This window comes from Thioalkalivibrio sp. ALE25 (assembly GCF_000377285.1).
Lineage (GTDB): Bacteria > Pseudomonadota > Gammaproteobacteria > Ectothiorhodospirales > Ectothiorhodospiraceae > Thioalkalivibrio.
The window spans coordinates 66676-92620 of sequence record NZ_KB897929.1 but is presented as its reverse complement, the minus strand read 5'-3'; the positions used below and the strand labels follow the sequence as shown (position 1 = coordinate 92620).

Annotated in this window: 27 protein-coding genes and 2 pseudogenes; 15 read left to right on the top strand and 14 right to left on the bottom strand. The window is 68.2% G+C overall.

All coding sequences use genetic code 11. From position 1 onward, the window contains the following. Positions 1–123: 123 nt before the first annotated feature. Positions 124–1332, bottom strand: coding sequence for an efflux RND transporter periplasmic adaptor subunit (locus C996_RS0105545; RefSeq protein WP_018866459.1), 1209 nt, complete (start codon positions 1330–1332; stop codon positions 124–126). Between the two features lie 430 nt (positions 1333–1762). Here C996_RS0105545 and C996_RS0105540 point away from each other — a divergent pair, with 430 nt between their 5' ends. After that, positions 1763–3154, top strand: coding sequence for a sigma-54-dependent Fis family transcriptional regulator (locus C996_RS0105540; protein ID WP_018866458.1), 1392 nt, complete (start codon positions 1763–1765; stop codon positions 3152–3154). 103 nt (positions 3155–3257) lie between these two features. Here C996_RS0105540 and C996_RS0105535 read toward each other — a convergent pair whose 3' ends face one another. The 5 genes from C996_RS0105535 to C996_RS0105515 form a co-directional block, all read right to left on the bottom strand. Beyond that, positions 3258–3926: a hypothetical protein gene (locus C996_RS0105535; RefSeq protein ID WP_018866457.1), complete on the bottom strand. Its 669-nt coding sequence runs from the start codon at positions 3924–3926 to the stop codon at positions 3258–3260. 96 nt (positions 3927–4022) lie between these two features. Next, positions 4023–4844: a hypothetical protein gene (locus C996_RS0105530; protein ID WP_018866456.1), complete on the bottom strand. Its 822-nt coding sequence runs from the start codon at positions 4842–4844 to the stop codon at positions 4023–4025. Then, positions 4841–5875 carry a glycosyltransferase family 4 protein gene (locus C996_RS0105525; protein ID WP_018866455.1) on the bottom strand — a complete coding sequence of 345 codons (1035 nt, stop codon included), beginning with the start codon at positions 5873–5875 and terminating at the stop codon, positions 4841–4843. The genes C996_RS0105530 and C996_RS0105525 overlap by 4 nt, the downstream gene beginning before the upstream one ends. A gap of 322 nt (positions 5876–6197) precedes the next feature. Continuing rightward, positions 6198–6596 carry a 6-carboxytetrahydropterin synthase gene (locus C996_RS0105520; protein ID WP_018866454.1) on the bottom strand — a complete coding sequence of 133 codons (399 nt, stop codon included), beginning with the start codon at positions 6594–6596 and terminating at the stop codon, positions 6198–6200. 31 nt (positions 6597–6627) lie between these two features. Further along, the gene (locus tag C996_RS0105515) at positions 6628–7629 is read right to left on the bottom strand and encodes a zinc-binding alcohol dehydrogenase (RefSeq protein ID WP_018866453.1); all 1002 of its coding nucleotides are present in this window, start codon (positions 7627–7629) and stop codon (positions 6628–6630) included. 164 nt (positions 7630–7793) lie between these two features. Between C996_RS0105515 and C996_RS0105510 the strand changes: the two genes are divergently transcribed. The 3 genes from C996_RS0105510 to C996_RS0105500 all read left to right on the top strand — a co-directional run bounded on the left by C996_RS0105510 (position 7794) and on the right by C996_RS0105500 (position 9972). Beyond that, the gene (locus tag C996_RS0105510) at positions 7794–8570 is read left to right on the top strand and encodes a CDP-alcohol phosphatidyltransferase family protein (RefSeq protein ID WP_026279217.1); all 777 of its coding nucleotides are present in this window, start codon (positions 7794–7796) and stop codon (positions 8568–8570) included. Next, the gene (locus tag C996_RS0105505; protein ID WP_018866451.1) at positions 8563–9201 is read left to right on the top strand and encodes a YceI family protein; all 639 of its coding nucleotides are present in this window, start codon (positions 8563–8565) and stop codon (positions 9199–9201) included. The genes C996_RS0105510 and C996_RS0105505 overlap by 8 nt, the downstream gene beginning before the upstream one ends. 558 nt (positions 9202–9759) lie before the next feature. After that, on the top strand, positions 9760–9972 hold the full coding sequence (locus tag C996_RS0105500; protein ID WP_018866450.1) for a YjfB family protein: 213 nt from the start codon (positions 9760–9762) through the stop codon (positions 9970–9972). A gap of 192 nt (positions 9973–10164) precedes the next feature. Here C996_RS0105500 and C996_RS0105495 read toward each other — a convergent pair whose 3' ends face one another. The 3 genes from C996_RS0105495 to C996_RS0105485 form a co-directional block, all read right to left on the bottom strand. Further along, positions 10165–10794 (bottom strand): class I SAM-dependent methyltransferase, encoded by a 630-nt coding sequence (locus tag C996_RS0105495; RefSeq protein WP_018866449.1) that lies wholly within the window; start codon positions 10792–10794, stop codon positions 10165–10167. Between the two features lie 248 nt (positions 10795–11042). After that, positions 11043–11696 (bottom strand): GTP cyclohydrolase I FolE, encoded by a 654-nt coding sequence (gene folE, locus C996_RS0105490; protein WP_018866448.1) that lies wholly within the window; start codon positions 11694–11696, stop codon positions 11043–11045. A 28-nt stretch (positions 11697–11724) separates the two neighbouring features. Then, on the bottom strand, positions 11725–12510 hold the full coding sequence (locus C996_RS0105485) for a DUF3429 domain-containing protein (protein WP_018866447.1): 786 nt from the start codon (positions 12508–12510) through the stop codon (positions 11725–11727). A gap of 145 nt (positions 12511–12655) precedes the next feature. Between C996_RS0105485 and C996_RS0105480 the strand changes: the two genes are divergently transcribed. From C996_RS0105480 to C996_RS0105435, 10 genes are all read left to right on the top strand, one after another. Beyond that, positions 12656–14029, top strand: coding sequence for an NAD(P)/FAD-dependent oxidoreductase (locus tag C996_RS0105480; RefSeq protein WP_018866446.1), 1374 nt, complete (start codon positions 12656–12658; stop codon positions 14027–14029). Then, positions 14030–14800: a DUF1365 domain-containing protein gene (locus C996_RS0105475; RefSeq protein ID WP_018866445.1), complete on the top strand. Its 771-nt coding sequence runs from the start codon at positions 14030–14032 to the stop codon at positions 14798–14800. Further along, a complete protein-coding gene (locus tag C996_RS0105470; RefSeq protein WP_018866444.1) occupies positions 14800–16059 on the top strand; it encodes a cyclopropane-fatty-acyl-phospholipid synthase family protein in 1260 nt (419 codons plus the stop codon). The genes C996_RS0105475 and C996_RS0105470 overlap by 1 nt, the downstream gene beginning before the upstream one ends. Next, positions 16040–17404: an MFS transporter gene (locus tag C996_RS0105465; protein ID WP_018866443.1), complete on the top strand. Its 1365-nt coding sequence runs from the start codon at positions 16040–16042 to the stop codon at positions 17402–17404. Before C996_RS0105470 ends, C996_RS0105465 begins: the two co-directional genes overlap by 20 nt. Beyond that, entirely contained in the window at positions 17401–17994 is a 594-nt protein-coding gene (locus tag C996_RS0105460; protein WP_018866442.1) for a chalcone isomerase family protein, read from the top strand. Before C996_RS0105465 ends, C996_RS0105460 begins: the two co-directional genes overlap by 4 nt. Positions 17995–18362: 368 nt before the next feature. Further along, the gene (locus tag C996_RS0105455) at positions 18363–18860 is read left to right on the top strand and encodes a GNAT family N-acetyltransferase (RefSeq protein ID WP_018866441.1); all 498 of its coding nucleotides are present in this window, start codon (positions 18363–18365) and stop codon (positions 18858–18860) included. A gap of 271 nt (positions 18861–19131) precedes the next feature. Continuing rightward, positions 19132–19614 (top strand): hypothetical protein, encoded by a 483-nt coding sequence (locus C996_RS0105450; RefSeq protein ID WP_018866440.1) that lies wholly within the window; start codon positions 19132–19134, stop codon positions 19612–19614. After that, entirely contained in the window at positions 19580–20431 is an 852-nt protein-coding gene (locus tag C996_RS0105445; protein ID WP_018866439.1) for a secretin N-terminal domain-containing protein, read from the top strand. The genes C996_RS0105450 and C996_RS0105445 overlap by 35 nt, the downstream gene beginning before the upstream one ends. A 280-nt stretch (positions 20432–20711) precedes the next feature. Continuing rightward, the gene (locus C996_RS0105440) at positions 20712–20963 is read left to right on the top strand and encodes an AbrB/MazE/SpoVT family DNA-binding domain-containing protein (protein WP_018866438.1); all 252 of its coding nucleotides are present in this window, start codon (positions 20712–20714) and stop codon (positions 20961–20963) included. Then, positions 20957–21343, top strand: a complete 387-nt coding sequence (locus C996_RS0105435) for a type II toxin-antitoxin system PemK/MazF family toxin (protein WP_255349357.1) — start codon at positions 20957–20959, stop codon at positions 21341–21343. Before C996_RS0105440 ends, C996_RS0105435 begins: the two co-directional genes overlap by 7 nt. A 97-nt stretch (positions 21344–21440) precedes the next feature. Here C996_RS0105435 and C996_RS0105430 read toward each other — a convergent pair whose 3' ends face one another. Then, positions 21441–22286, bottom strand: coding sequence for a transposase (locus C996_RS0105430; protein ID WP_026279216.1), 846 nt, complete (start codon positions 22284–22286; stop codon positions 21441–21443). A gap of 157 nt (positions 22287–22443) precedes the next feature. Here C996_RS0105430 and C996_RS14750 point away from each other — a divergent pair. Next, positions 22444–22548: pseudogene (locus C996_RS14750) on the top strand (type II toxin-antitoxin system PemK/MazF family toxin); the annotation flags it as partial. Between the two features lie 60 nt (positions 22549–22608). Here C996_RS14750 and C996_RS14540 read toward each other — a convergent pair. From C996_RS14540 to C996_RS0105410, 4 genes and pseudogenes are all read right to left on the bottom strand, one after another. After that, positions 22609–22752, bottom strand: a pseudogene (locus C996_RS14540) (addiction module toxin RelE); the annotation flags it as partial. A 318-nt stretch (positions 22753–23070) separates the two neighbouring features. Continuing rightward, positions 23071–24195, bottom strand: a complete 1125-nt coding sequence (locus C996_RS0105420) for a porin (RefSeq protein WP_018866434.1) — start codon at positions 24193–24195, stop codon at positions 23071–23073. Positions 24196–25012: 817 nt separating this feature from the next. Next, positions 25013–25447 (bottom strand): type II toxin-antitoxin system VapC family toxin, encoded by a 435-nt coding sequence (locus C996_RS0105415; RefSeq protein WP_018866433.1) that lies wholly within the window; start codon positions 25445–25447, stop codon positions 25013–25015. Beyond that, positions 25447–25698: a type II toxin-antitoxin system Phd/YefM family antitoxin gene (locus C996_RS0105410; RefSeq protein WP_018866432.1), complete on the bottom strand. Its 252-nt coding sequence runs from the start codon at positions 25696–25698 to the stop codon at positions 25447–25449. The genes C996_RS0105415 and C996_RS0105410 overlap by 1 nt, the downstream gene beginning before the upstream one ends. Positions 25699–25945 lie beyond the last annotated feature (247 nt).

The window sequence follows — 25945 nt, the reverse complement described above, 5'->3', positions numbered from 1 at the left end:
TTGAACGGTCCTGTTGTCGGTCTGGCGTCCCGGGCACCGCCAGGGGCGGCGCCTTGCCACCGGTGCGCCTGCCAGGGGCGCCTGCCGGTGCTGTGAATCCGGTTTTGGGCCGGAGAGGCGTCCCTACATGCGGCTCCAGGGATCGGCGTCACCCCCGCGGCGCCCGGCGCCCGCATCCGGAGAGCGTCCACCGACCGGCTGGCCGGAGCGCACGCCGGCATCCGGCCGCGCGAGAATCTGCATGCCCGGCTCCAGCCCGGAGGTCACTACCACCTGGTCCCCGCGCGACCCCCCAAGACGCACCATGCGCACCCGCACATGGCCCTCGCCGTCCAGCACGGCCACACGCGGCAAGGCGCCCCCCGGGATCAGGGCGGAACGCGGGATCACCACGCGGTTGCCCGGCGTACCGGCCTGCGGCAGATGCACCGCCGCATGCATGCCCGGCCCGCCGCGCACGCCCTGGGGCAGATCGAACTTGACGGTCACGGTATGGCGCTGGGGATCGGCCAGGGGGAAGATCCGGGCGACCCGGGCCTCCACCTCGTCGCCGGTATCCAGCCGCACCTGCACGTAGTCGTCTTCCTGCAGGCTGCTTACCAGCCGCACCGGCACCTGGGCCTCGATGCGCAGGAACTCGACATGGCCGAAGCTGACGAGCGGCTGCCCGGGCTGCACGGTGTCGCCTTCTTCGACGTGCTTGTGCATCACCAGGCCGTCAAAGGGGGCCTCGGAGCGGGTGTCGCGAATGGCGGCGTCCAGCTCGGCCACGCGGGCCCGGGCCTGTTCCCAGCGCGCCTGGGCCTGGTCCACGCCGATGTAGCGGGAGTAGAGATCGGTGCGTCGGTCCAGCGCGGGGTCGCCCATGCCCATGAACTGGCCCATCGGCTGGGTAAACATCTGGTCGAACATCGATGGCACGCCCATGCCGGGCATCTGCCCGATGTTGCGCGACTGCGGCGAAATCATCTCGCGGCCGTACTGCATCTGGGCCTCGCGGATCGCAGCCTCGGCGGTACGCATCTCGGCCTCGGCCGCCTGGCGCTGGGCGCGCAGCCGGTCATCGCTGATCGCCACCAGCACGGCTCCCTGTTCGAAACGGTCGCCCTCGGCACCGGCTACGTCGACCACGCGCCCGGAGGATTGCGCCGTCAGCGTGACCTCGCGGAAGGGAATCACCGTGCCACTGACCGACTGGGTGGCCGCCTGATCCGGCTCCACCGTGAGGACGGGGCCGGAGGCATGCACCACCGACAGGCCCCACAGAGGCAGTGCCAGTGCCGCACCCAGCAGGGTCCGAGCCAGAAGGCGTCGGGAGACTCGAGCAATCATGATCGTCCTACCTCGCGCCGAATGCCGCGATGAGAGAGGGGGTACCGGGCCTGCGCGCCTGCACGCGCCGGGGCCCGGGCAAACGATGGGCCGCAGCCGACCGACTGCCGGGGGAAACGGCAACGAGCCTGGTCCGGCGACCGGTGTCAGCCGGATGACCACCGAAGCGGGTATCCATATCCCAGTATGTAGAAGAACTCATGCCCAACTACAAGCAACGTATATGCCAGTATTGTGACATTCTTATAAATCAATCACTTGATTCTGATTTACTGATATTCAGGGCATACCTGTTGCAACACCCCCGTTTCGCGCTATAACCGAGACAGGGATTGGCGAAACGGGGGATTCCCGGGTGTTGCAGGAGGCCCCGGGTGTTGCAACACCGTCCCGCTGCCGCCGGCCCCTCCAACAAGAAAAAGGAGGCGGGATGACCACAACCGAACTGGCCGAGATCTGCATCCGACACAGTCGGGATCCACACCTCATCAGCGATACCCGGGGCCGGGTCCTGTTCGCCAACCCGGCCTTTCACCAGACCCTGCAAATCCCCCCGGATACCCCCCTGACCCTGGACCAGCTCGGGTCGCTGAATCTCGAGGCACATCTGAAAGAGGCCGCCGTCGCCGCCGGCGACGACGACGCCGACGCCAACCGCACCCCGCACGCCCTGCACTTCTCGCTGATGGCCGAACTGGAGGACGAGACCCTGCCACTGGAGGTCATCAGCCAGCCCCTGCGCCTGAACGACGACGCCCGCGCGCTGCGCCTGATCACCCTGCAGCCGCAGCGCCGGCGCACCACCTCGGTGGAGACCGTGAGCGAGGATGGTCGGGACGGACTCGATGACAGCCACTTCCACTCTCATGACGCCCATTGCCGCCCCACCCTGCAGTTCGCGCGGCGGGTCGCCGCCAGCGATGTGCGCGTGATGCTGCTGGGCGAATCCGGCACCGGCAAGACCCGCCTGGCCCGCGCCATCCACCAGGCCAGCCGCCGCGCCGAGGCGCCGTTTGTGGAGATCAACTGCGCGGCGATCCCCGAGGAACTGCTCGAATCCGAGCTCTTCGGTCATACCCGGGGTGCCTTCTCCGGGGCGGTCAGTGACCGCATCGGGCGCTTCGAGTCCGCCGACGGCGGCACGCTGTTTCTCGACGAGATCGGGGAGATGAGTCAGCGGCTGCAGGCCAAGCTGCTGCGCGCCGTACAGGACGGCGCCTTCGAACGCGTGGGGGAGAACACCACCCGGCAGGTGGACGTGCGCATCCTCGCCGCGTCGAACCAGGATCTGCGCAGCCAGGTGGAGGCCGGCGAATTCCGCACCGACCTCTTCTACCGACTGGCCGTCGCAACAGTGGACATCCCGCCGCTACGCGATCGTCCCCGCGATCTCGCGGCCACGCTGCAGGCCTACGAGGTGCATCACGGCATCCGCATCACCCCCCGACTGAAGCAGAAGCTGCAGGACCACCCCTGGCCGGGCAATTTCCGCGAGCTGGAGAACGTCTTCGAGTGCCTGACCCTGCACGCCCGCGATGGCCAGGTGGATGACTTCCCGCTCCCCGAGCCGATCCGGGTGGAAGCAGACATGGGCGACACGATCCATGCCCCGCGTACCAATGGGCATGACGACGGCCGCACCGCCAGTGCCGAGCCGAATAGTCTTGGCGCCAATGGCACCCAGGCCAGCGAACATCCCGAGGCGCGGCGCCTGCGCGATGCGCTGGTGGCCCATGCCGGCAATCGCTCGCAGACCGCACGCGCCCTCGGCATGGATCGCAGTACCCTGTGGCGCAAGCTGCACCGCTACCAGTTGGTTTGAGGAGCACCAGCCGGACGCGGCGCCTCCATACGACAAAAGGCCCCGGAGATGTGCATCTCCGGGGCCTTTCTGATCGCCCGGGCACGGCGGCCCGGGATCGCTACTACCGGAACTGGCGCAGGTGACGCGCCCCGTCCCGGTGGTGACGGTCATACACCGGCGCCAGGCGCTCGACCATCACGCGTCGCTCGCCGGCGGGCAGCAGGTCCAGGGCGCTGTCCCAGGCCCGCATGGCCCCGCGGGCATCCCCCGCAGCATAGAGGGCGTTGCCCAGCTCGCCGTAGAGGTCGGCACGCTGAGCGGCCGTCGCCGGAATATCCGCCAGCGCGGTCCGCAGGACAGCAGCCGCAGCCTCCGGCCCGTCACTCCAGTACGCGGCGCGACCGTTCTCCAGCGCCTCCTGCACCTGGCGCGCGACCTGCTCCTCGCTCACCGGCTCGCCGTCGGCCGTGGTGCGCGGCTGCTCCCGCGGGTCCGGAATCGGCCGATGCATGCCGGTGTCGTCGTCGCGCTCGTAGGCCTCGCCGGTCATCGGGTCCATATCGCCCTCCGACAGGCGGCCCTCGCGCGGCGGGCTCGCGGGCGTGCGCGACTCGGCCGCCGGATCATCCTCCGCCACGGCCACGGCCTCGACGTCTTCGTCCTCCGGCACCGCCTCCACGCTGGGCGCCAGCACGTCCCGCGCCGACCAGGCGATCAGCCACAGCACGATCACGATCAGGATCCACCAGCGACTCAGGAAACTTCTCTGCTTGTTATCTGCCTGTTCCATGCCTCACCTTTTCCGGTTATCCCCGTCCGATTCTATCCTGCACGGGTTCAACGTCCAGCGAAACGGGTACCGGGATTTCCTGCCGAACCCCGCGATTCACCCGCGCGCCCAAGCCGGCGGCAATCCCAGCACGTCCTGGTGACCGACCACCAGCTCGACCTCGCCCCGGGCAAGGGCGCGCGCCCGCGATTCGCCCCAGGCCTGCAACGCGGCCGCACGATGCGGCACGATCTCGCAGGCCGCACGCACCCAGCCGTCGATCAGGGCCGCCCCCAGCTTCGCCTGCCCGGCATCCAGGCGCCAGTCGCTCGCGCGCGTTTCCACGCGATACCCGTGCGCCTCGAGCCGGGCCGCGCAGACCGACGCGGCGATCGGGCCCAGCGCCGGCCCCAGGCCCTTGTCCGAACGCTGATGCCGATTCACCGCATCCTCCAGCTCGGCATCCAGGGGCTGCGGATCCGACCAGCGGATCCGCCCGTCATAGCTCAGCGCGAACAGGACCGCCGTCTCCTGGCGGGCACAGCCCTCCAGCAGCCGGGCAAGCCAGGCTTCGGACACCAGATCCAGCAACGCCGCCGCCGTCACCAGCGGCTCGTCCCCCGCGAGCGCCGCCGCCGGGTCTGCCGCCAGATCGGTCACCCGCCGCTCGAGCGCGACCCCGGGGCCCGGGGCCGCCGCGCGCTGCAGCAACCCCTTATCGTGATCCACCAGCCGCCAGTGTTGCGGGGTCGGCAGCCGGGGCGCGAGATAGCGCAGGTTGGAGCCGGTCCCGCTGCCAAGATCGGTGACCCTCAGGGCATCCCCCGTCACCCGGCCGGCCAGCGCCGCGCCCAGCATCGCAACCAGCGCGTCCGAGCGCGCCGCGTGATCCGCGGGTTCGCGCAGGGCGAGCCAGTCGGCGTCGAAGGTCTCGGTCATCGCAGCCAGTCCTCCAGCGTTCGCTCCAGCGCGGCCACCGCACCGTCCCAGTCCGGTCGTTCCGTCATGGCCGCGCGGGCCGCCCGGCCCATCCGTTCGCGCCCCCGCGGGTCGCGCAACAATCCCTCGATGGCCCCCGCCAGCGCCCCGATATCACCCGGCGGCACCAGACGCCCGGCGGCCTCGGGGACGGTCCCCGGGATCGCACCACCAGTGGTCCCGATCACCGGAAGTCCCCGAGCCATGGCCTCGGTGTAGGCCATGCCAAAACCCTCGTAGACACTGGGCAGGACGAACACCGACGCCTGCGCGTACCAGCCCTCCAGCATCGCATCGTCGCACTCGCCGGCCCATTCGATGCGGCCCTCCAGCCCGGCCGCCGCGATCGCCGTCTCCACCCGCCGGGCATACGCCGCATCCCGATCGCGCGCACCCACCAGCACCGCCCGCCAGTTCTCGGCGTCGAGCCGGGCCAGGGCCTGCACCAGTTCCAGCTGCCCCTTGCGCGGGACCACCGTCCCCACGCAGAGCAACAGCGGCGGCGCGCCGGGCGCCGGACCGGTGGCGGGCGGGCGCGGCTCGACGCCGGGCGGGATGGCCTGCAGCCGCTCCCGGGGCATGCCCCAGGCGGCCACCTGCGCGGCGGTAAAGGCACTGGTCGCGACCACACCCTGCACATGCCCGAGGGCAGCGCGCTCCCGCGCGAGCAGGTCCTCCGACCGCGCCGGCGCCAGGCCGGTCTCCAACCCCAGCGGATGATGCAGCAGGTAGATCAGGCGCAAGCGCGCGGCATGTCGGGCCAGTACCTCGGGGAAGGCCCCCGCCGCCAGTCCGTCCAGCAGTACGCCCCAGGCATCGGGAATGCCCGCAAGCGCGGTATCCAGCGCCGCCGCGGCCTCGGGATCCGGCCCCGGGAAGCAACCGTCCAGTTCGTGGACCGCGACCCGCCAGCCGCGCGCCCGCAGACCCGCGACCATGCGCGCGTCGTAGCGATAGCCCCCGGTACGCTGATCCAGCGCGCCCGGAACCACGAACGCTAGGGAAACACTGATCAATGTGCCCGCTCGCGCTCGAGTCGCTTTTGCGTGCGTTTAATGCGCGGTGACCGCCGTGCAGTCATTCTGCACAAGGGAACCGCAACGCTGTGCGCGCGCCCGTTTTTGATAGCAACGGGCGGCCGAGCCCCCGCTTTTACTGCCTTGTGGGGTTGGTACCCCAGATTCCCCGATCCTGCGTTGCGACGCTTGCCGGTAGAACCACTACCGGCTGCGCACCGCGCCTTGTCTCGGAAAACCTGGGGTACCAACGCGAGCGTGCACATTAATCAGTGTTTCCCTTGTTCGCGCATTCCGCTCAGGGCGCGGCCTCGTAGCTGGCCCAGGCAATATGCGACTCGTTCAGCGTTACGCACACCGTATCCAGCTCGCGCGCGGACTCGCCCAGCTCGCCGGCATGGATGGCGCTTGCCACGCGCTGGTGCAGCGCGTGGGCCAGGAACTCGGTGGTCGTGTTCTGGCCGCGAAACTCCTCGCGCTCGTCCAGGTTCTGGTAATTGAGATCCGCCAGGAGGGCCTTTACGACCTCGCTGGCGCGGCCGATATCGACCACCAGTCCGTCCGCGTCCAGCGCCCGGCGGCGGAAGGTGACATCGACCACGTAGGTCGCGCCGTGCAGCTTCTGCGCCGGGCCGAAGGTCTCGCCGGCGAAGCTGTGGGCAATCATGAAGTGGTCACGCACGTTCAGGCTGTACATCGGGTGGTTCCCCGTCTTGAGAAATAAAAGATCAGTAGCGGACGCGGTGGCAAAGGGTGCGGGCGGCCTCGGGCCCCGTGACGCGGGCCATCGCCGCGGGCAGGTTGGCGAAGGCATCCTCGCCAGTGATCAGCGCGTCGAGTGCGGGATCGGCCAGCAGGGACAATGCAAGCGCCAGGCGGCGACGGTAATCCCAGCGCGCCGCGCGCTCCGGCGGGATGCGGCCCACCTGTGAACTGCGCAGCGTAAGCCGCCGCGAATGGAACGCCTCGCCCAGCGGTGCCGGCACCGGCTGGTCGCCGTACCAGCTCATCTCCACCACCCGCGCCTCGACCCCGGCCAGGTCCAGGGCCTGCGCCAGCCCGGCCGGGTTGCCGCTGGCATGCACCACCCCGTCCAGCCCCTGCAGCTCCGGGTTCCCCCGCGCCGCCTCCGGCGTACAGAGCGACAATCCCAGCGCCGCCGCCACGGGTTCGCGGGCGGGATTGGGGTCGATCAGCGTGACCTCGGCGCCCGGCATCGCCCGCAGCAACCCGGCCACCAGCAGGCCCACCACGCCGGCGCCGATCACCGCGAGGCGATCCCCCGGACCGGGCTGCAAGTCCCAGACCGCGTTGATGGCCGTCTCCATGTTGGCCGCCAGCACCGCGCGCCCCGAAGGCACGGCATCCGGTATCGGCACCACCGCGGCGGCCGGCACCGTGTAGGCGCTTTGATGCGGATACAGGCAGAACACTCGCTGCCCGTCCAGCCCGTGCGCCGCGCCACCCGCCTCAACGGTGCCGACGCTGATGTAGCCGTACTTCACAGGCCACGGGAATTCGCCGGCCTGGAACGGCGCGCGCATCGCCTGATACTGGCTCTCCGGCACCCGACCGTGGAACACCAGCGACTCGGTCCCGCGGCTGATCGCCGAGAACTGCGTGCGCACCCGCACCGCGTCCGGGCCCGGCTCCGCCAGCGCCTCCGGACGCAACGCGCCCGTACCCGGGCCGGTGACCCAGAAGGCCTGTTCGGAGCCGGCCGTGCTCACCGGGAGGGTCCCGGAAACGGGGTGCGCTGCCACGTGATCATCCGCGCAGTGTGGGCGAAGGGCGCAGCGACCGGCAACTCCCGATGCCCCGCATGGTCGCAAGACCAGGGAGTGCCACCCGCGCGCCCCCAGGACGATCGCCAACGGAGCGCTACAATCCCCGCATGGAGTCTTCCCCTGCCAAGCCTTCCCCGTTGCGCCTGCAGGCCGGCCTGCGGGTCTGGGCGACCGACTGGCTGCTCGCGGGCCTGGCCGGCCTCGCCGTAACCGGTGCGCTGGTTTGGCGCGCGCACGCGGGCCTGCCAGCCGTCGCCGGTTTCGTCACGCTCTGGCTGGTGCTGGGTGCCATCCTCGTCAGCCGCACCCCGGCGGCCGGAGTGGCGTCTTCCGGGCGCGGCCCCGGCCCGGCCAACCGGGTCACGCTCCTGCGCGCCGCGCTGACCGCCCCGCTCGGCGGCCTGGTCCTGGCCGCCCCCACCCCGGACGAACCGGTGCTGGCGCTGTGGGTGATCGCCCTCGCGGGCCTGGCACTGGTGCTGGACGGGGTGGACGGGGCCGTCGCGCGCCGCACGGACAGCGCCACCGCGTTCGGCGCCCGCTTCGACATGGAGCTGGACGCCGCCATGATCCTCGCCCTGTCGATCCTCGTCTGGCAGATGACGGCGGTGGGGCCCTGGGTGATCCTGATCGGCCTGATGCGCTACGCCTTCGTGCTGGCCGCCCGCCCCCTGCCCTGGCTGGCCGCGCCGCTGCCGCCCAGCCGGCGCCGCCAGGCCGTCTGCGTGTTGCAGACCGTGGTCCTGCTACTGGTCCTGATCCCCGGCCTGCCCGCACCCGCCGCCATCACCATCGCCCTGGCCGGCCTGCTGGCTCTGGGCCTGTCCTTTGCCGTGGATATCCACTGGCTGTACCGCCACCGACCGGAGGTGTGTCATGACTGACGCCCGCAACAACCGCCGCCCCGCCCGCCTGCGCCGCCTGCTGCTGGGTGGCCTGCTGGCCACGGCCCTGGCGCTGCCCGCGCAGGCCCTGGCCGATGCCGACCGCTGGGTCATCGACCCCGACCACTTCGCGGTCGGCTTCCTGGTCGATCATGCCGGCTATGCCAAGGTCCTGGGCATGTTCCTGGAAGCCGAGGGCGAGTTCGTCTTCGACCCCGACACGGGCGAGCTGGGCGACGGCCATTTCGTCATCCAGACCGACAGCGTGTTCACCAACCACGCCGAGCGCGACGACCACCTGCGCAACGAGGACTTCCTGAACGTCGAGGAATACCCGGAGATGCGCTTTACCGCCACGCGCTACGAGCCGACCAGCGAGAACACCGGGCGCCTCAGCGGCGGGCTCGAGCTGCTGGGCGAGACCCGCACCATCCACCTCGACGTGACGATCAACAAGGTCGGGCGCTACCCGTTCCCGCTCGGCGGCCTGTTCGGCCGGCCGTACGTGCTCGGTGCGTCGATGCGCGGCAGCTTCAACCGCTCCGACTTCGGCATGACCTACGGCCTGACCCGCGACATCGTCGGCGACGAAGTCGAACTGATCATCGAGTTCGAGGCCCAGCGCCAGTAACGCCCCGCCGACTGAATGTATTCACCACGAAGCACACGAAGGCACGAAGAAGGGCCAGGGCGGATTGCACCACGGAGGGCACAGAGGACACGGAGAAGGACTGACTACAGGGCGACGCGCTGGAGCCGACGTTGCTGACGGGTGATCGCGGGGCACGGGGCAACACTCCCCCGTCACCCCGGCCGCAGCGAAGCGAAGAGCCGGGATCTCCGGACCCTGGCACCCATGTCACGGCGCACCCCGAAGGCGCGGGTCGCGATCGCCCCCAAATAGGCAGGATGCGGACGAGGCGAGCGAAACGCCCATTGAAGGTCAAGGATGCTGTTCACCACGAAGGGCACGAAGATACGAAGGAAGGGCCAGGGCGGATCGAACCAGCCAGGGTATGGAGAAGGGCGGGGAGCCCGGACGCACGGCGATGGTGCCGTAGAACAGGAACCTTCTGAAAAAAATCCGGTTCGGGGGCTCAAGTCTGCGGGGATGCAGCCGTCACCGGGGGCAGGCCCGTTCCCCCTATCGAGTGCAACGGGCCTGCACATTCAGAACCGGGAGTACGAGATGGACGCAAGCGCGATTGCCGCGATGGCCACGCAGAACAGCCAGCAGCAGGTGGCCATGCAGAAAGACGTGGCCGTGCAGAAGAAGGCGATGGAGTCGCAGGAGATGGCGGCTCAGTCGATGCTGCAGGCCATGCCCGACATCGGCGAGATGCAGGCCGCCACTCAGGGTCTGCCGGACAACGTCGGCACCAACATCAACACGACCGCCTGAGACGTTACCAACTGTCCGTCCAGAAAGGCCCCGGCGCACTTATGCCCGGGGCCTTCTCTTTACTGGGCCAGCACCCGGCCCGTTCCGGCAACGATCGACTTTCTCCGTGTCCTCCGTGACCTCTGTGGTTACACGCCCTTGCCCTTCCTTCGTATCTTCGTGCCCTTCGTGGTGAACAAAGGCCCTTGCCCTTCAGCCCCCATCCCCGGCATTACGCCCGGACGCATCCGCGGGCGCACGACAGACCCGCGCGGCGAAGCGCCGCATCACGCCCCGCGCCAGACGGTCTTCCGGGTCGATGCAAAAGCCGGCCTGTTCCACCGCGGCCTCGGTATCGCGGTTCGGGTGACAGCCGCCGGTGATACAGGTCCAGGCCGGCTGCACCCGGTCCTGGGCGCGGGCCAGCAGCGGCCGCGTGTGACGTACATGCTCCAGCATGCGCAGCTCGCCCGCCTCCGCCAGCACCCGGCGCACCTCGCCGAGGGCCCGTGGCGGATCCTGCACGCTGCAGAACACCAGGCCGGAGACCACGGTATCGAAGGCGCCGTCGGCAAACGGCAGGGCCTCGGCCCGCGCCACCACCAGCGGCACGGAAGGCGCCCGCCGCCGGGCCCGGCGCAGGGCCGCCAGGTCCGGGTCGATGCCGATGACCCGTTCCGGATCGGCGTACAGCGGCAGGTCGCGCCCGGTCCCGCAGCCGATCTCCAGTACGCGGCCGTGCGCACCGGCCACCAGACGCCGGCGCCAGCGCCGCAGGCCCAGCAGCTCGGCACCGGCCATCAGGCCGTCGTACAACCAGGGGATCTGTTCCAGACCGCGCATCGAGACTCCCGGGGACAGGAAAATGTGATGCCCAACACATTCTTTCGGCGACTGTCAGGAACCTGTTTCCACAGTCCCTGTCCACTTATACAAGTTGCGGAAATGATCGGCTCGTGGCAACGGCAGCCGGTTTTCCGCCGTTCGGACCAGAACCCTCCATCACACGGGTGTCCGGACGATCTTTGGCCCGACCTTCGCGTCGGGCCATTTTTTTGTGGGGTGACCCCGCCCGGCAGCCCCGGGAACGGTCAGCTGCCCGTGCGACCGATCAGGTTGAGGAACTCGCGCCGGGTCCGGCCGTCCTCGCGGAAGGCGCCCAGCATCACCGAGGTCGCCATCGACGAATGCTGCTTCTCCACCCCGCGCATGGTCATGCACATGTGCTTGGCATCCACCACCACACCGACCCCCTTGGCGTTCGTCACCTGCATCAGGGCCTCGGCGATCTGGCGCGTCAGGCTCTCCTGGATCTGCAGGCGCGCCGCGAACATGTCGACAATCCGGGCGATCTTGGACAAACCGATCACCTTGCCATTGGGCAGGTAGGCCACATGCACCTTGCCGATGATCGGCAGCAGGTGATGCTCGCACAGGGAGTACAGTTCGATATCGCGCAGCAGCACCATCTCGTCGTTGTCCGACGAGAACAGGGCCCCGTTGACGATACTGTCCAGGTCCTGGTGATAGCCACGGGTGAGATACTGCATCGCCTTCGCGGCGCGCATCGGGGTATCCAGCAGGCCCTCGCGCTGCGGGTTCTCGCCCAGACCGGCGAGGATGTCGCGGTAGCGCTCGGCGAGCTGTTCCGGGGCCGCCAGTGGCTGGCCCGAGGCATTGGTGGCCGTCGGCTCGTCGGCCGTCCGGGCGTCTGCATCCATCATCGAGTCCTTGTGTTCGCTCATTCTTGCGTTTTCCTCTTTCCGGGCCCGGTCAGGCGACCAGGGTGACCGCGAAGCCCGAAGCCAGCGCCAGCATCGCCCCGGCGGTCAGCACCAGGCGCAGGCCCAGGTAGCCCCGCGGCAATGCGCGGCGATACAGGCTCAGCCGATCCACCCACAGCACCCCGAGAAACAGCACCGTCAGGGTCATCAGCGCCTCCGGCAGCGGCTGCAGCACCGCCAGCCAGGCCAGGATGGATGGCACCACCGCCCACACCGGGGCCGCGAGCGGGCCCACCCGGTGCTGCCGATCCACCAGGAAGATCCCCCAGTGGATCGCCCCCAGGAACGACAGGATCACCGCACCATAGAGCGCCAGGGCCTCCAGCGCGAAAGCCTGCCATTCGGGCTGGGCCATCCACGCGCCCAGCCCGAAGAATGCGAAGGGTAGCAGGCCGCCGAACCCCAGGACGTGCAGGGCGGGCGCGGCTGCGTCCGGGCGCGGCCCGTCGCCGCGCGCCTGCAACGCCCGCTGCCCCAGATACTCGCGCAACTCGGGCAGCCCGCCGATCACGCCCTCGCGCGCGATGAACAGCGGCAGCACGGCCGCGCCGGTGGCCTGCTGCAGCGCGTGGAACTGCTCGCGGTTGTGCGCCGACCCCATGCCCCACTCCAGCCGCTGCCAGCGGCCCGGAGCCGTTGCTTCCAGCAGCGCCTCGGCATCGCGAAAGTCCGACAGGCCGGACGTAATGCCCACAATCTCGTGCGTGGCCAGGGCCTCGCGCACCTCCGGCGGCCATTCGGGGGCGCCGGCCTGCGTTTGCTCGTCTGTCTTCACGGTCCATGTCTCCGTTGGTACGCGGGGTCTCGCGAAGCGCCCCCGGCACAGGAAACCCGGGAACTTTCGTCGGCGACCATTTACAAAGATTGTACAGCTATTGTATAAGTTGTCCATCACCTTTCGGGTCCGGAGAACCACCACCATGCAACGCTCGCGCATCGCCGTCATCGGTGGAGGCATCGCCGGCCTGTCCGCCGCCTGGATCCTGCAGACCCGCCACCACGTGCAACTGTTCGAGTCGGAACCGGAACTCGGTGGTCACGCCCACACCGTGGACGTGCCCGACCCGCAGGGGCCCACACCCATCGACACCGGGTTCGTCGTCTACAACGAGCGCAACTACCCGCTGCTGACCCGGCTGTTTACGCATCTGGGCGTCGCCACGCAGGACACCGACATGTCCTTCGGCTACTCGCGCCAGCCCGCCGGGGTCGAATATGCCGGCTCCGATCTGAACACCCTGTTCGCCCAGCGCCGCAATCTGGTGCGCCCGCGTTTTCTGCGCATGGCGGGCGACATCCTGCGGTTCAACCGCCTGGGCAAGGGGCTGTTCGAACGTCACGAGAGCCCGGAAGGCACACTGGGGGCCTTCCTCGACCGGCACCGCCTGGGCCGCGGTTTCACCGAGGACTACCTGCTGCCGATGGCCGCCGCGATCTGGTCCTGCCCGCCGGAGGCGATCCGCGAATTCCCGGCCGCCAGCTTCCTGCAGTTCTTCCACAATCATGGCCTGCTGGACCTGCGCGACCGCCCGCAGTGGCGCACCGTGGTCGGCGGCAGCCGCGAATACGTACAGCGCCTGGCGCAACGCCTGGAACCCGGTTGCATCGTCCACCAGCCGGTGCGCGCGGTGATGCCGGAGTCCGGCCAGTGGCGCGTCCTGACCGAGGCCCAGGGCATGGGGTTCGACGCGGTGGTGTTCGCCTGCCACGCCGACACCGCGCGCTGGCTGTTGAACGGCGCCGCCCCCGCGCGCGACCGGCTCTTGTCCGCCTGCCGCTTCCAGGCCAACCACGCCATCCTGCACACGGACCCGGCCCTGATGCCCCGCTCGCGCCGGGTCTGGTCCTCCTGGAACTACCTGTCCGGGCGGACCACGCAGGCCCGCGACCGCGTCTCGGTGTCGTACTGGATGAACCGTCTGCATCGCCTGGAACGCCGTCAGGACTACATCATCAGCCTGAACCCCTGGCGAGACCCGCACCCCAGCCTGGTCCTCGGCGAGCAGCACTGGGAACACCCGGTCATGGATACCGCGGCGGAGGCGGCCCGCCAGCGCCTGGCGGCGACCCAGGGCGAGGATGGCCTGTATTTCGCCGGGGCCTGGATGGGCTACGGCTTCCACGAAGACGGCCTACGCTCGGCCGTCCGTGTCGGTCAGACCATGGGCATCGAACCGCCCTGGTCGCACGCGCCGGATGCCCCCGCCCGTCCCGGTCACACGCCGGTGGCCACCGCACACGGCGGCGGGCCGGCCCCGCTCGGCGCGCCGGCGGCGCAATCGCGGAACACCTGAATGGACGCCGCCCTCGTACACGGCACGGTGCTGCATCAGCGGTTCTTCCCGCAGCAGTACCGCTTTCGCTACCCGGTCATCAGCGCGCTGTTCGATATCGACCGCCTCGCCGAGACCACCCGGCGCTGCCGCTTGTTCTCGCGGGACGGCTTCAACCTGTTCAGCCTGCGCACCCGGGACCACGGGCCGCGCGACGGCCGCCCCTGGCGGCCCTGGATCGAGGCGCATCTGGCCGATTACGGCATCGACCTGGCCGGCGGTCCGATCTATCTGCTGGCCATGCCGCGCGTCCTCGGGCATGCCTTCAACCCGCTGAGCGTCTGGTATGCCTGGCACGCCGACGGTGACCTGCGCGCGATCCTGCTGGAGGTGCGCAACACCTTTGGCGAGCACCACCACTACCTGCTGCACGAGCACGGCGCGCCCATGGCCGGTCCCGTGCGCCAGGAGAAGCAGAAGGCCTTTCACGTATCGCCCTTCATCGACATGCACGCGCGCTACGCCTTCAGCCTGACGCCGCCGCGTGCGCAGGTCGGGGCATCCCTGCGGATCGCGATCAACGAATACCAGGGTCAGGACCTGATGCTGACGGCCACACAGCATGGCCGCCTGCGCCCGTTCAGCGACCGCACCCTGCTGGGCGCCTTCCTGAAACAACCCTGGATGACCCTCAAGGTCCTGCCGCTGATTCACTGGCAGGCGCTGAAGATCTGGTGGCGTGGCGGGCGCTACCACCCGCGGCCCGCACCCCCCGCACAGGAGATCGACTAATGGCCCTCGACCACCTCGACACCCCGCAGGACGACACCACCCGGCCGGACTGGGCCCTGCGCCTGATCGCGCGCGCACTCAAGGACATCGACACCGGGCAGATCACCCTGATCGGCCCGTCGGGCGACCGCGTGACCCTGCGCGGACGCAAGGCCGGGGTCGAGGCTGTCTGGCACTTCCGCCGCCCCTGGCGCGCGATCCTGCGCCTGCTGCGCCACGGCGACATCGGCTTTGCCGAGGGCTTCATCAGCGGCGACTGGATCACCCCGGACCTGCCAAGCCTGCTGCGCTTCGCCACCGACAACGAGCCCGCCCTCGCGCCCCTGGCGGATCGTCCGGCCTGGCAGCGCGGCCTCGACCGCCTGCGTCACTGGCGGCACCGCAACAGCCGGCGCGGCAGCCGCGCCAACATCCGCTTCCACTACGATCTCGGCAACGACTTCTACGACCTGTGGCTGGACCGCACGATGAGCTACTCGTCGGCCCTGTTCACCCGCGGCGACGAGGCCCTGGAACAGGCCCAGACGCAGAAGTATGCCCGCCTGCTGGATCAACTGGACGCCGAACCGGGCGCGCATATCCTGGAGATCGGCTGCGGCTGGGGTGGCTTCGCCGAGATGGCGGCCCGGCGCGGTTATCGCGTGACCGGCGTCACCCTGTCGCAGGAGCAGCTCGACTACGCCCGCGAGCGGATCGAACGCGCCGGCCTGAGCGATCGCGTGGAACTGCGCCTGCAGGACTACCGCGACCTCGACGGGACCTTCGACCACGTGGTCTCCATCGAGATGTTCGAGGCGGTGGGCGAGCAGTGGTGGGCGACCTACTTCGACAAAGTGCGCGCCTGCCTGCGCCCCGGCGGCCGCGCGGCGCTGCAGGTGATCACCATTGCCGAGCACGCCTTCGAGCACTACCGCCGCAATGCCGACTTCATCCAGCTCTACATCTTCCCCGGCGGGATGCTGCCCTCGGTCCCGCGCTTCAACGCGGAGGCCGAACGGGCCGGGCTCGCCGTGACGGACCAGGCCTTCTTTGGCGCGGACTACGCGCGCACCCTGCGCCACTGGCACCAGGAGGTGCGCCAGGCGGAGCCGGTGATCGAGGCGCTCGGCTATTCACAATCCTTCCTGCGCATGTGGCGCTACTACCTGGCGTACTGCGAAGTCGGCTTCGACACCGCCCGCGTGAACCTGATGCAGGCCGTCCTGCAAAACCCCGCCGATGCCACCGCCTCGGGCAGCAATGCCCCCGCGACTCGATGAAGTGAACACCCTGCGCTGGCCGCGGCTGTTCGCCTACGGCGGTCTGGGTATGCCCCTGGCCGTGCTCGGTCTGCCGCTGTACGTCTTCCTGCCCGCGCATTACGCCGAGCACACCGGCCTGGGCGTCACCCTGGTCGGTCTGCTCCTTCTTGCGGCGCGGCTGCTGGATGTCGTGACCGACCCGCTGGTCGGCCACCTGTCCGATCGCATCCCCGGGGCCTGGCGCCGGCGCGCGGTGATGCTGGCCGGCGTGCCGCTGCTGTTGCTCGCCGCGCCGTTCCTGTTCCGCCCGCCGGCCGAGGCCGGCGCGGGATACCTGCTGCTGTTCAGCACCCTGGTCTATCTGGGCTGGACGCTGGTCGCCCTGCCCTATGCGGCCTGGGGTGCGGAGCTCTCCGACGACTACCACGAACGCTCGCGCATCACCGCCGCGCGCGAGGGCTTCGTCGTACTGGGAACGGTCACGGCCGCCGCACTGCCGGCGGTCCTCGGCCTGCAGGACGATGCCGGGGCCGCGCTCGCAGCCCTCGCGGTGCTGCTGTGGGTACTGCTGCCGCTCGCCTTCCTGATCCTGCTGTGGCGCGTGCCGGAACGCCCCGGAAGGCTCGCGCCCGTGCCGTGGCGCGCTGGCTGGGGCCTGCTGCTGGGTAACCGCCCCTTCCGCCGACTGATCCTGGCGTGGATCCTGAACGGCACCGCCAACGCGATCCCCGCCACGCTCTTCCTGCTGTTCATCACCCACGTGCTGGAGGCGCCAGGCCATGCCGGGGCGCTGCTGCTGGTTTACTTCGCCACCGGCATCCTCGCCCTGCCGCTGTGGCTGCGCCTGGCGCGGCGCCTGCCCAAACATCGGGTCTGGACACTCTCGATGCTGCTGGCCTCCAGCTTCTTCATCTGGGTGCCGTTCCTCAGCGCCGGTGACGTGCTGGCGTTCTACGCCATCACCGTACTGACCGGGCTCAGCCTCGGGGTCGATCTCGCCCTGCCGGCCGCGATGCAGGCCGATGTGATCGACCAGGACACCGCCGACGGCGGCGGCGAGCGCGCCGGGCTGTTCTTCGGCCTGTGGGGCATGGCGACCAAGCTGGCCCTCGCGCTGGCCGTCGGCCTCAGCTTCCCGCTACTGGGTGCGGCCGGATTCTCGGCCGATGGCGACAACAGCCCCACCGCCCTGCTCGTCCTGGCCCTGGCCTACGCCGGCCTGCCGGTCCTGTTCAAGCTCGCGGCAATGGCCCTGATCTGGCGCTTCCCCATCGACGCCGACGCCCAGCACACCCTGCGCGAACGCATCCACGCGCGCGAACAAGCCACCATCCCCGCCCAGCCCGGAGGCACCCACCCATGATCCACCGTATCCGACCCGCCCGTTTCGTGGCCTCGCTTCTGGCCACCCTGTTGCTGGCCCTGTCGCTCGCCGCCCCGGCCGCGGCCGCCACCGAGATCGACGGCGTGCGCTTCGCCGAATCGGTCACCATCGACAACACCACAGTGCCCCTGCGTGCGGGCCGGCTCTATCGCTACACGGTGTTCCGCGTCTACGTCGGGGCGCTCTACGTACCCGAAGAAGTCGCTCCGGAGGATGTCCTGACCGCCGACGTGCCCAAGCGCCTCGAGCTGGAATACCTGCGCGCGATCAGCGCAGATGACTTCCGCCGCAGTGGCAACCGCCTGCTCGAAGACCAGCAGGACTCGGAAACACTAGCGGCGCTGGCCGACCGGCTCGACACCTTCAACGCCGCCTACCGCGACATGGAGGCCGGCGACCGCTACGCACTGGAATACCGCCCGGGCCACGGCACCCGCCTGCTGCAAAACGGTACCCCGCTGGTCGAGGTCCCCGGCCACGACTTCGCCGAGGCCTACTTCGGCATCTGGCTGCACCCGGAAGAACCCCTGTCACGCCGCTTCCGCGACACCCTGATCGGCGCACGCTGATCGCCGAACAGCAACGATCAGTCATTGCGAGGCGCGAAGCGCCGCGGCAATCGCCCAGCCTCTGGCACCGCGCCCATGCCGTGCCCGTCAACGCGAGGCACCATGCGCCGTGGCGATCGCCTTGCGGTGCCTCAAGACAAAATCCCGGTCCCCGCGCAAGACCCGCAGTAACCCAATCTCCCACCGCCCACGCCGCACATCGAACCGTCCCCATTCCGGGAAATCCTTCACAGGAAGATTCCCGCAACCTGAACTAGACTCTTCCGTCCGGGGCCAGGGTCAGCACGGCCGGGGAGCCAACCATGCAATCGGATCGCTCGCGCACGCGGGCGCGGCTCTCCTTCACGGCATGCCGGAGGAGGATACCCATGCAACATCGCATCACCTTGCGGGAGGCCACCTGGCCTGCCGACGCCGACGCACTGTCCCTGATCCGCCACGAGGTCTTCGTCGAGGAACAGGGCGTACCCGAGGCCCTGGAATTCGATGGCCTGGACGCCGCCGCCCTGCACTGGCTGGCCACCGGGGCAGACCACGAACCGGTCGGCACCCTGCGCCTGCTGCCCTCCGGCCAGATCGGCCGCATGGCCGTGCGCGAACCCTGGCGCGGGCACGGCATCGGGTCGCGCCTGCTGGACTGCGCCATCCAGGCCGCCGCCCGCCACGGCTGGCGCGAGGTCTGGCTGAACGCCCAGAACAGCCGCATCGGCTTCTACGCCCGCCACGACTTCTTCGTCATCAGCGACACCTTCGAGGACGCCGGCATCCCCCACCGCCGCATGCTCCACCGCATCCACACCCCAATCCCGCGCCCGGCGGCACCCTATTCCCATGCCACCCACACCCACGCGGCCCAGTCACTGTAACTCCGCTGGCGCCCCGTAGGAGCCGGCTTGCCGGCGAAGCCCCTGCCCGCGCCCGACTTTGGCAGGAGCTTCGCCGGCGAGCCGGCTCCTACAGGGGATATGCACGGATCTCACAGATCTTGCCTATCCGCCTCTGCCACCGTACTCATATCTCTGATTCGCGCCCGAAACGCTCCCCTAACCCCGGGGGGAACCGACCCCGCGCAATGATGCGAACCCACCCCCACTCCCCTATGCTGAGGGAAAGACCGTCAACCCGAGCGAGACCCCGATGACCGCCCCCGAACGCGACCCGACCCTGATTGACGCCGAGGCCCTGCTGGCCGAACTCCTGGCCGCCACCCGCCGACGCCTCTGGCTGCATGCCCGCGTTGCCCTGCTGGCGGAGATCGCCGGGCCCGACCTGGGCGCGGAACTGGCCGGGATCGCACGCCGCCATCGGCATACCGACATCCGCCTGCTGGTCGACGACGACCTGGCGCTCAAGGAACAGCTTCCGAGTCTGGTGGAAAGCATCAAGCGCCTGCCCAGCGCCGTATCGGTGCGCCGCCTGGAGGCCGCCGAGGAAAGCCCGCTGACCGTCACCGCGATTGCCGACCACAGCGGCTGGATGCAGCTCACCCAGGCCGGCGGGCGGCGCATCCTGCGCGGCGACGTCGAGGACCGCCCCGGAACCCAGCGCGCCGTCCAGGACTTCGAGGCCAACTGGAGCCTCAGCGATGAAGCCGTCGAACTCCGCCGCCTCCTCGTCTGACCCGCATCTCATGACAAACCGCCGCCAGCTCCTGCGGACCGCCCTCGCCCTGGCCACGGGCACCCTGCTCCCCGGCCTCGCCGGTGCACGCGACACCCACGCGGAGGTCGCCGTGCTGCCGCTGCAGAACCGTCCGGCGAACAGCCTGCTGCCCGAACTCCAGGCCCTGTTCGGCGACACCGCCACCCTGCGCGGCGACGGCTTCCGGCTGCTGGTACGCGCCGACGCCCGCACCCTGCAACAGATCCGCGAAGTCGTCACCGAACTCGACACGCCGGCCCAGGACCTCGTCCTCTCCGTGCGCCGCCACCGTGACGCCCCGCGCGCCGAACGCGGCACCAGCCTCGAGTTCGAGAGCGGCCCGGAGGGCACCGAGGGCCGTATCACCACCCAGCGGCTGCGCACCACCCGCCGCGACGACCAGACCCAGCACCTGCGCCTGCGCGAAGGCACCGAGGCCATCATCCTGGTCGGCGAGACCCGTGCCGCCGGCTTCCGCATCCTCCACAGTCGCGCCGGCGTCGGCATCGAACCCCTGCTGCAGGACACCGCCCGTGGCTTCCGCGCGCGCCCCCAGGTCCAGCCCGACGGCCGCATTCGCATCGCCATCTCCCAGCTCCACGAACGCCCCCTCCCCCGCGGCGCCGTGGACCGCGACGCCGTCGACACCCAGCTCACTCTGGAGCCGGGCACCTGGCACACCCTCGGCGGCATCCACACCGAAACCGACGCAACGGAACACGGCCTCGCCTCCCGCCGCACCACCCGCGACCGCGATACCCTCACCCTCGAAATCCGCGTCGATCCCGCCCGCTAGCCCGCTCCCATGATGCGATTCGCTTCGCTCATCGACACCCTACGGAATAGCACTGCCCGTAGGGTGCGTTGACCCCGCGAAACGCACCCACAACGGCGGGAGTCACCCCTTCGACCATACCCGCCAAATGGCACGCCGACACACCCGATCATCGTCCCGGAAACCGCAACGCGGTTATCCGGGATGTCCCCCGCCCGCCCGAACATACCCCTCTGGCACGCCCCCACACCGGGGTGATACAGTCGTTTAAACAATGTCTATACATCTTGCGGGTGGAGTAATGGCCGAGACACGACTGAACATCAGGCGCTGGGGCAACAATCTGGGCGTCCGGCTTCCTGCGGCCATCGCGCGCGCAGCGCATCTGGAGGCGGACCAATCCGTGATCGTCTCCGTAGAAGGCAACCAGATCGTAATCCGTCCGGAAACCACTCAATCCATGAGCCTGGAGGAACGTCTGAAAGGATTCGACCCGGACAAGCATGGCGGCGAGGCCATGTGCACGGACGTGATTGGAAATGAACGATGGTAAAGCGTGCAGCACCCAAGGACTGGGTACCCCGGCGCCGTGACGTCATCTGGATAGACTGCAATCCTCAGGCCGGGCGGGAAATGCGAGATATTCACCCCTTCCTCGTCCTGTCGCCGACCCAATTCAACGCCCGAACCTCGCTGGTTCTGGGGCTCCCCATGACCACTGCCGATTACAATGCGACCAACCCCTTCGCCGTGGTGGCGGGCACGACGCCGGATGCAAGAACCAGCTACATCCTCTGCCACCAGGTAAAGTCCTTCGACTGGCGCCAACGCAACGCGACACCCCATCCAGCCGGACAAGTGCCGCAGGGGACCTACCGGGAAGCCTGCGCGGTCCTCAACCAGATCCTCGAACTCTGCCCCGATCCCGCCTAGCGGGGAACCGACGGGGTCAACCTGGAACCGACGGGGTCAAACCTTGCCTTTTGCCCCCGCGGGAACCGACGCGCGGAACCGACGCGAACCGACGGGGTCAGACCTTGCCTTTTGCCCCCGCGGACAGGATTCGACTCACTCGCGAAAAATGCAGACCGAAATGGTCACCGATAGCTTTCAGCGTGTAGCCACCGGACGCATACGCGCGCCGAATGGCTTCATTCCTCGGGAAGCTTGCCTCCAGGGATTCGAGCTTCGGCGGCACAGGCCGCTGCTGGGCCTTGGGGTATTCCGGGTCCAAGTCCAGCCGGCCGGACTGACCTGCCAGCCGCGCCTCGACAAAGGCCTCGGAGCCAAGAAATAGCTGCGCATGCAGATCATTCCAGGGGGAGGTACGTCCGATTCCCTCATGGACAAACCGCCGATAGGCCTGCTGTCGGGAGGCGGCCGGGCCGAATTCGTCCAGCACGCGATCCGTCGATAGCCACGAGACGGCGTCCGAAAGGCCCGCGGTGGCCCGGTAGCTGCTCCACTCCCAGTCCGCAGGATCGTCGATCAGATGCGCACGCACCGGATTGAGGACGATGTAGCGCGCCAATTCCAGAAGATACGTCTCGCGTTCGACCAGGATCGCCTTGTACCGGCCTTGAAGCACATGACCCACACGCCGGTGACGGCGGTTGAACCGCTGCGTGTAAACGCCATTCAGCCACTGCATCCCCCGGCCCAGGTTCGCATCCGGCGTCTCTACCAGAAGGTGATAGTGGTTGCCCATCAGGCAGTACGCAAAGACCACCCAGTTGAATCGCTCGACTGCTCGCGCCAGCGTTTCTTCGAAGCGCCGATGGTCAACGTCATCCAGATAGATCCAGTCCCGCCGATTGCCGCGCGCCGTCACGTGATACAACGCCCACGGATACTCCAATCGCACCGATCGAGCCATCCCTGCTCTCTCCAGCTTGTCCCTGACAATCGCTAGTACACCCTAAATCAGACCGTACCAACAACCCGATTCCGACCGGCCTACCGCCCGCCCCGGAGTTCGAATCGGGCGCGCGGAAACCCCGAGGGGCAAAAGGCAAGGTTTGACCCCTTTGGTTCGCAACGCGACACCCCATCCAGCCGGACAAGTGCCGCAGGGGACCTACCGGGAAGCCTGCGCGGTCCTCAACCAGATCCTCGAACTCTGCCCCGATCCCGCCTAGCGGACGTTTGTCGTACGGGCGGGACTCACGCCGACGGGGTCAGACCTTGCCTTTTGCGCAGTTGAATCGCTCGACCGCCTGCGCCAGCGTTTCTTCGAACCGCCGACGGTCAACGTCATCCAGATAGATCCAGTCCCGCCGATTGCCGCGCGCCGTCACGTGATACAGCGCCCACGGATACTCCAACCGCAACGATCGAGCCATCCCTGCTCTCCCCGTCTTGTCCCTGACAACCGCGAGTACACCCTAAATCAGACCGTGCCAACAACCTGATTCCTGCCGGCCTACCGCCCGCCCCGAAATTCCAAGGGGGCGAACGAAAACCCCGAGGGGCAAAAGGCAAGGTTTGACCCCGGTTTTCCCCCATCCCTGTGCTTCGCCTTTACCCGGCGCTGAACGCTAGACGCCCAACGCAAAAAGGCCCCAACGGGGCCCGGTGTCGCATAAAAAACGGGGCCCCTGGGGGCCCCGCAAAACAAGCTACAAACTTGTTGTTATACCGCTTGGTAGCAGTGGTTGTCCTTAGAAGGACACCCGCATGCCGGCACCCACGCCGGTGAAGGAATCACCGCCAGCGCTGATGTTGTTCGTGCCGGGACGGGCAAACGGGACATTGCCGTCGTAGTCGGCGTAGTTCACGCCGGCGAAGGCCATCACACGGTTGCTGAAGTTGTGCTTCACAGCCAGCGCCACGTAGTCAACGTTGCCGTCGTCACCGGCACCGGCCGAGGTCTCGGAGTTACGGGTGTGGCCCAGGGTCAGCACGAAGTCGTTGCGGCCCATGGTGTAGACACCGGAGACGAAGCCACCGATGGCATCGCGTTCGGTGTTACCTGCCATGTTTTCGAACTTGTAGTCTTCGATCTCACCGACCACACGGAACGCACCAGACTTCCAGTCCGCACCGATCTTGCTGGCACGGAAGTCCGCGCCGTCAATGCGATAATCATCGGCATTGGTGTGGGCCACGTACAGGTCCACAGCACCGAGGTCGAAATTCAGACGACCGGAGATCGCCTGCTCGCCACTGCCGTCGCCGTTGTTCTGAGCAATCGCGACCTGCAGACCGACCATGCCGAAGCTGTTGCCGTACTTGATCACACGGTCTTCATACGAACCGTTGCCGAGGCCACCGATATTCGTCCGGCCGTTACCAGCGCCCGGGTCCATCGCACCGCCGGAGCCAGTCAGGGAATCTGCGGTACCCAGACGGACACCGTTACCACGAGCCTGCATGAAAGTGCCGTTCAGCGGGTCCTTGCCAGCGGTGGAGTAGGGCAGGTTCTGGCGACCGATGGTCACACGACCGAAGTTGCCGTCAAGGCCAACATACACGTCGCGCGCAGAGGAGTTCAGACCGCTGGTCGTCTGAGCATCCTGCTCGATCTTGGCGAGCGCGGTCAGGCCGTTACCCAGATCGTGGTTGACCATCACGCCCAGACGGTTCGGGCCGTTGCCATCGGCAATCCAGCCAGCGCCACCGGCGTCGTGCATGCGGAAGCCGTTATCGAAGTTATCGTTGCCACCGGAGTGGTGAACGATCTGCGTCTGCAGCTGCCCGAACAGGGTGACGTTGGAGTCCGCGGCGGCGAAGGCCGGGACTGCGAAGGCGCCGGCAACGGCGACTGCGAGAATCTGTTTTTTCATGTTGCGTATCTCCCAGGAGAGGTATGTGTTCGTTTCTACGCCTGCATCCACGGTCGATGCCGCGAATGACAGGTGTTTTATATACACCACGGTGTCTCGTTTCAACCCCTGGGCGGGAAAAAATTGCCTCAGTGCGGGGGTATCCGTGACGGGGAGCGCTTTTTGGCAGATCAACGACTTGCGTGCGGAGGCTTCGAGGGCGCTTGAATTGGTTTGCAACATGCTGAATTTCTGGGTTAATGAGCTACAGCTTATGGTTTCCCCGCGGGACGTGGCGAGAATTCGATCAGGTTTTGCTTATTTTTCTCGGGTTTGCGGGCGGCGCGGCATTTCTCGGATCTGAAGGGGCCGGATCGACGGGTCGGATGCGTTGGGTTTTTGCAACAAGGAGAGATTTGGGCAGGGTCGCGCCCGGAGTGTTGCGGAAAGCAGACAGCGGTGCGGCGGTATGAGCGTGGGCCGTGACGACTAGAGGTTTTCGGACTTTGGCGGGGGCTCCGCGGGCGAGCCCGCTCCCACAGGGTGGAAGGAAAGAAAGGGAGAGGCTGGTAGCCGGGCGCAGGCCGGAGGTTCGAGGGGAGGGCTTCTCGTTCGGTCGTGCCGGAAACCACGCTGGGGTTATCCGGAACCTCGTACCTGGGTGGTAGTAGGTACGCGGGGTATCGCTCCAAGGCTGGTGATCCCGGCTCTTCGCTTCGCTGCGGCCGGGATGCCGACGGGGGCGGATACGGGCGGCGCATGCTGCTGGGGCGGGTCGAGGGTGACAGCGCTGGCTACGGCGATCCGATTGAAACTCGACGCGGGATGGCGTGAACCGTCACGTGGTGCTCGCGAACACAGCGACCCCGGCTCGGCGAGCCGCGGTGATCAGGGCCTGGTCCAGTGTTGCAAGGGTGGCGCCGTACTGAAGCGCCAGTGCGAGATAGGAGGCATCGTACGCGGAAAGGCCATAGCGCCTGGCCAGTTGAAGCGTTACGCCGAAGACCGTATCGATGCCGCCGGGATCAACGGCCACCATGAGATCCTGCAGGAGCGCGAGGAAACGCGTGGTTTCAGCCTCGGTCACCAGGCCCTGGCTTTCCGCACGGGCGACTACGTTGGCGACCTCCAACGGCCAGACGGATGGCGCGATCAGACGGATATCGCCCGACTCGATGGAACGCAGGACCGTAGCCGCGACTTCCTGGTCGGCGGGACTACCATCGGACAGCAACCAGCGCATCACGATCGAATTGTCGAGCACTAGATCCATCAGTCACGCCCCGACTCGACGAGGGCCTTGATATCCACTGCCCCGCGCGCTGGAGCCTCGGCCATCAGCTGCCGGAGGTTCCGCGCGGCCTGCACACGCCTGGGCGCATCGTCCTCCTCCAGTGGCACAAGCGCAGCCACAGGACGGCCCCGCTGCGTGATGGTAAAACGCCCGCCGGCCTGCACCTTTCGGAGGAAACCGGAAAGGTGTGTCTTGGCATCGTGAGCCCCGATGATTTCGTGATGAGACATGGCTGCACCCTAATGGACCGGTGGGTGGACTGGTTGATATCAATATAGCACGCACGAGAACGCGTGGCGGCGCGCGGTTTAAGAGGCTGATAGCGCCGATGAAGAGTCCCGGCTTTGGCGGGGGCTTCGCGGGCAAGCCCGCTCCTACGCCGCTTCAGCCAACGGCACCCGTGGGAGCCTGCTTGCAGGCGAAGCTCCTGCCCGTGCCGACCTTTGGCAGGAGCTTCGCCGCCGAGGCGGCTCCTAC

Coding starts and splice junctions, on each gene's coding strand:
- C996_RS0105500 (WP_018866450.1), top strand. CDS start 9,760: ATGGACGCAAGCGCGATTGCCGCGATGGCCACGCAGAACAGCCAGCAG.
- C996_RS0105445 (WP_018866439.1), top strand. CDS start 19,580: ATGAAGCCGTCGAACTCCGCCGCCTCCTCGTCTGACCCGCATCTCATG.
- C996_RS0105420 (WP_018866434.1), bottom strand. CDS start 24,195: ATGAAAAAACAGATTCTCGCAGTCGCCGTTGCCGGCGCCTTCGCAGTC.
- C996_RS0105435 (WP_255349357.1), top strand. CDS start 20,957: ATGGTAAAGCGTGCAGCACCCAAGGACTGGGTACCCCGGCGCCGTGAC.
- C996_RS0105460 (WP_018866442.1), top strand. CDS start 17,401: ATGATCCACCGTATCCGACCCGCCCGTTTCGTGGCCTCGCTTCTGGCC.
- C996_RS0105410 (WP_018866432.1), bottom strand. CDS start 25,698: ATGTCTCATCACGAAATCATCGGGGCTCACGATGCCAAGACACACCTT.
- C996_RS0105540 (WP_018866458.1), top strand. CDS start 1,763: ATGACCACAACCGAACTGGCCGAGATCTGCATCCGACACAGTCGGGAT.
- C996_RS0105465 (WP_018866443.1), top strand. CDS start 16,040: ATGCCCCCGCGACTCGATGAAGTGAACACCCTGCGCTGGCCGCGGCTG.
- C996_RS0105545 (WP_018866459.1), bottom strand. CDS start 1,332: ATGATTGCTCGAGTCTCCCGACGCCTTCTGGCTCGGACCCTGCTGGGT.
- C996_RS0105450 (WP_018866440.1), top strand. CDS start 19,132: ATGACCGCCCCCGAACGCGACCCGACCCTGATTGACGCCGAGGCCCTG.
- C996_RS0105520 (WP_018866454.1), bottom strand. CDS start 6,596: ATGTACAGCCTGAACGTGCGTGACCACTTCATGATTGCCCACAGCTTC.
- C996_RS0105415 (WP_018866433.1), bottom strand. CDS start 25,447: ATGGATCTAGTGCTCGACAATTCGATCGTGATGCGCTGGTTGCTGTCC.
- C996_RS0105530 (WP_018866456.1), bottom strand. CDS start 4,844: ATGACCGAGACCTTCGACGCCGACTGGCTCGCCCTGCGCGAACCCGCG.
- C996_RS0105505 (WP_018866451.1), top strand. CDS start 8,563: ATGACTGACGCCCGCAACAACCGCCGCCCCGCCCGCCTGCGCCGCCTG.
- C996_RS0105495 (WP_018866449.1), bottom strand. CDS start 10,794: ATGCGCGGTCTGGAACAGATCCCCTGGTTGTACGACGGCCTGATGGCC.
- C996_RS0105455 (WP_018866441.1), top strand. CDS start 18,363: ATGCAACATCGCATCACCTTGCGGGAGGCCACCTGGCCTGCCGACGCC.
- C996_RS0105475 (WP_018866445.1), top strand. CDS start 14,030: ATGGACGCCGCCCTCGTACACGGCACGGTGCTGCATCAGCGGTTCTTC.
- C996_RS0105510 (WP_026279217.1), top strand. CDS start 7,794: ATGGAGTCTTCCCCTGCCAAGCCTTCCCCGTTGCGCCTGCAGGCCGGC.
- C996_RS0105480 (WP_018866446.1), top strand. CDS start 12,656: ATGCAACGCTCGCGCATCGCCGTCATCGGTGGAGGCATCGCCGGCCTG.
- C996_RS0105535 (WP_018866457.1), bottom strand. CDS start 3,926: ATGGAACAGGCAGATAACAAGCAGAGAAGTTTCCTGAGTCGCTGGTGG.
- folE (WP_018866448.1), bottom strand. CDS start 11,696: ATGAGCGAACACAAGGACTCGATGATGGATGCAGACGCCCGGACGGCC.
- C996_RS0105440 (WP_018866438.1), top strand. CDS start 20,712: ATGGCCGAGACACGACTGAACATCAGGCGCTGGGGCAACAATCTGGGC.
- C996_RS0105470 (WP_018866444.1), top strand. CDS start 14,800: ATGGCCCTCGACCACCTCGACACCCCGCAGGACGACACCACCCGGCCG.
- C996_RS0105430 (WP_026279216.1), bottom strand. CDS start 22,286: ATGGCTCGATCGGTGCGATTGGAGTATCCGTGGGCGTTGTATCACGTG.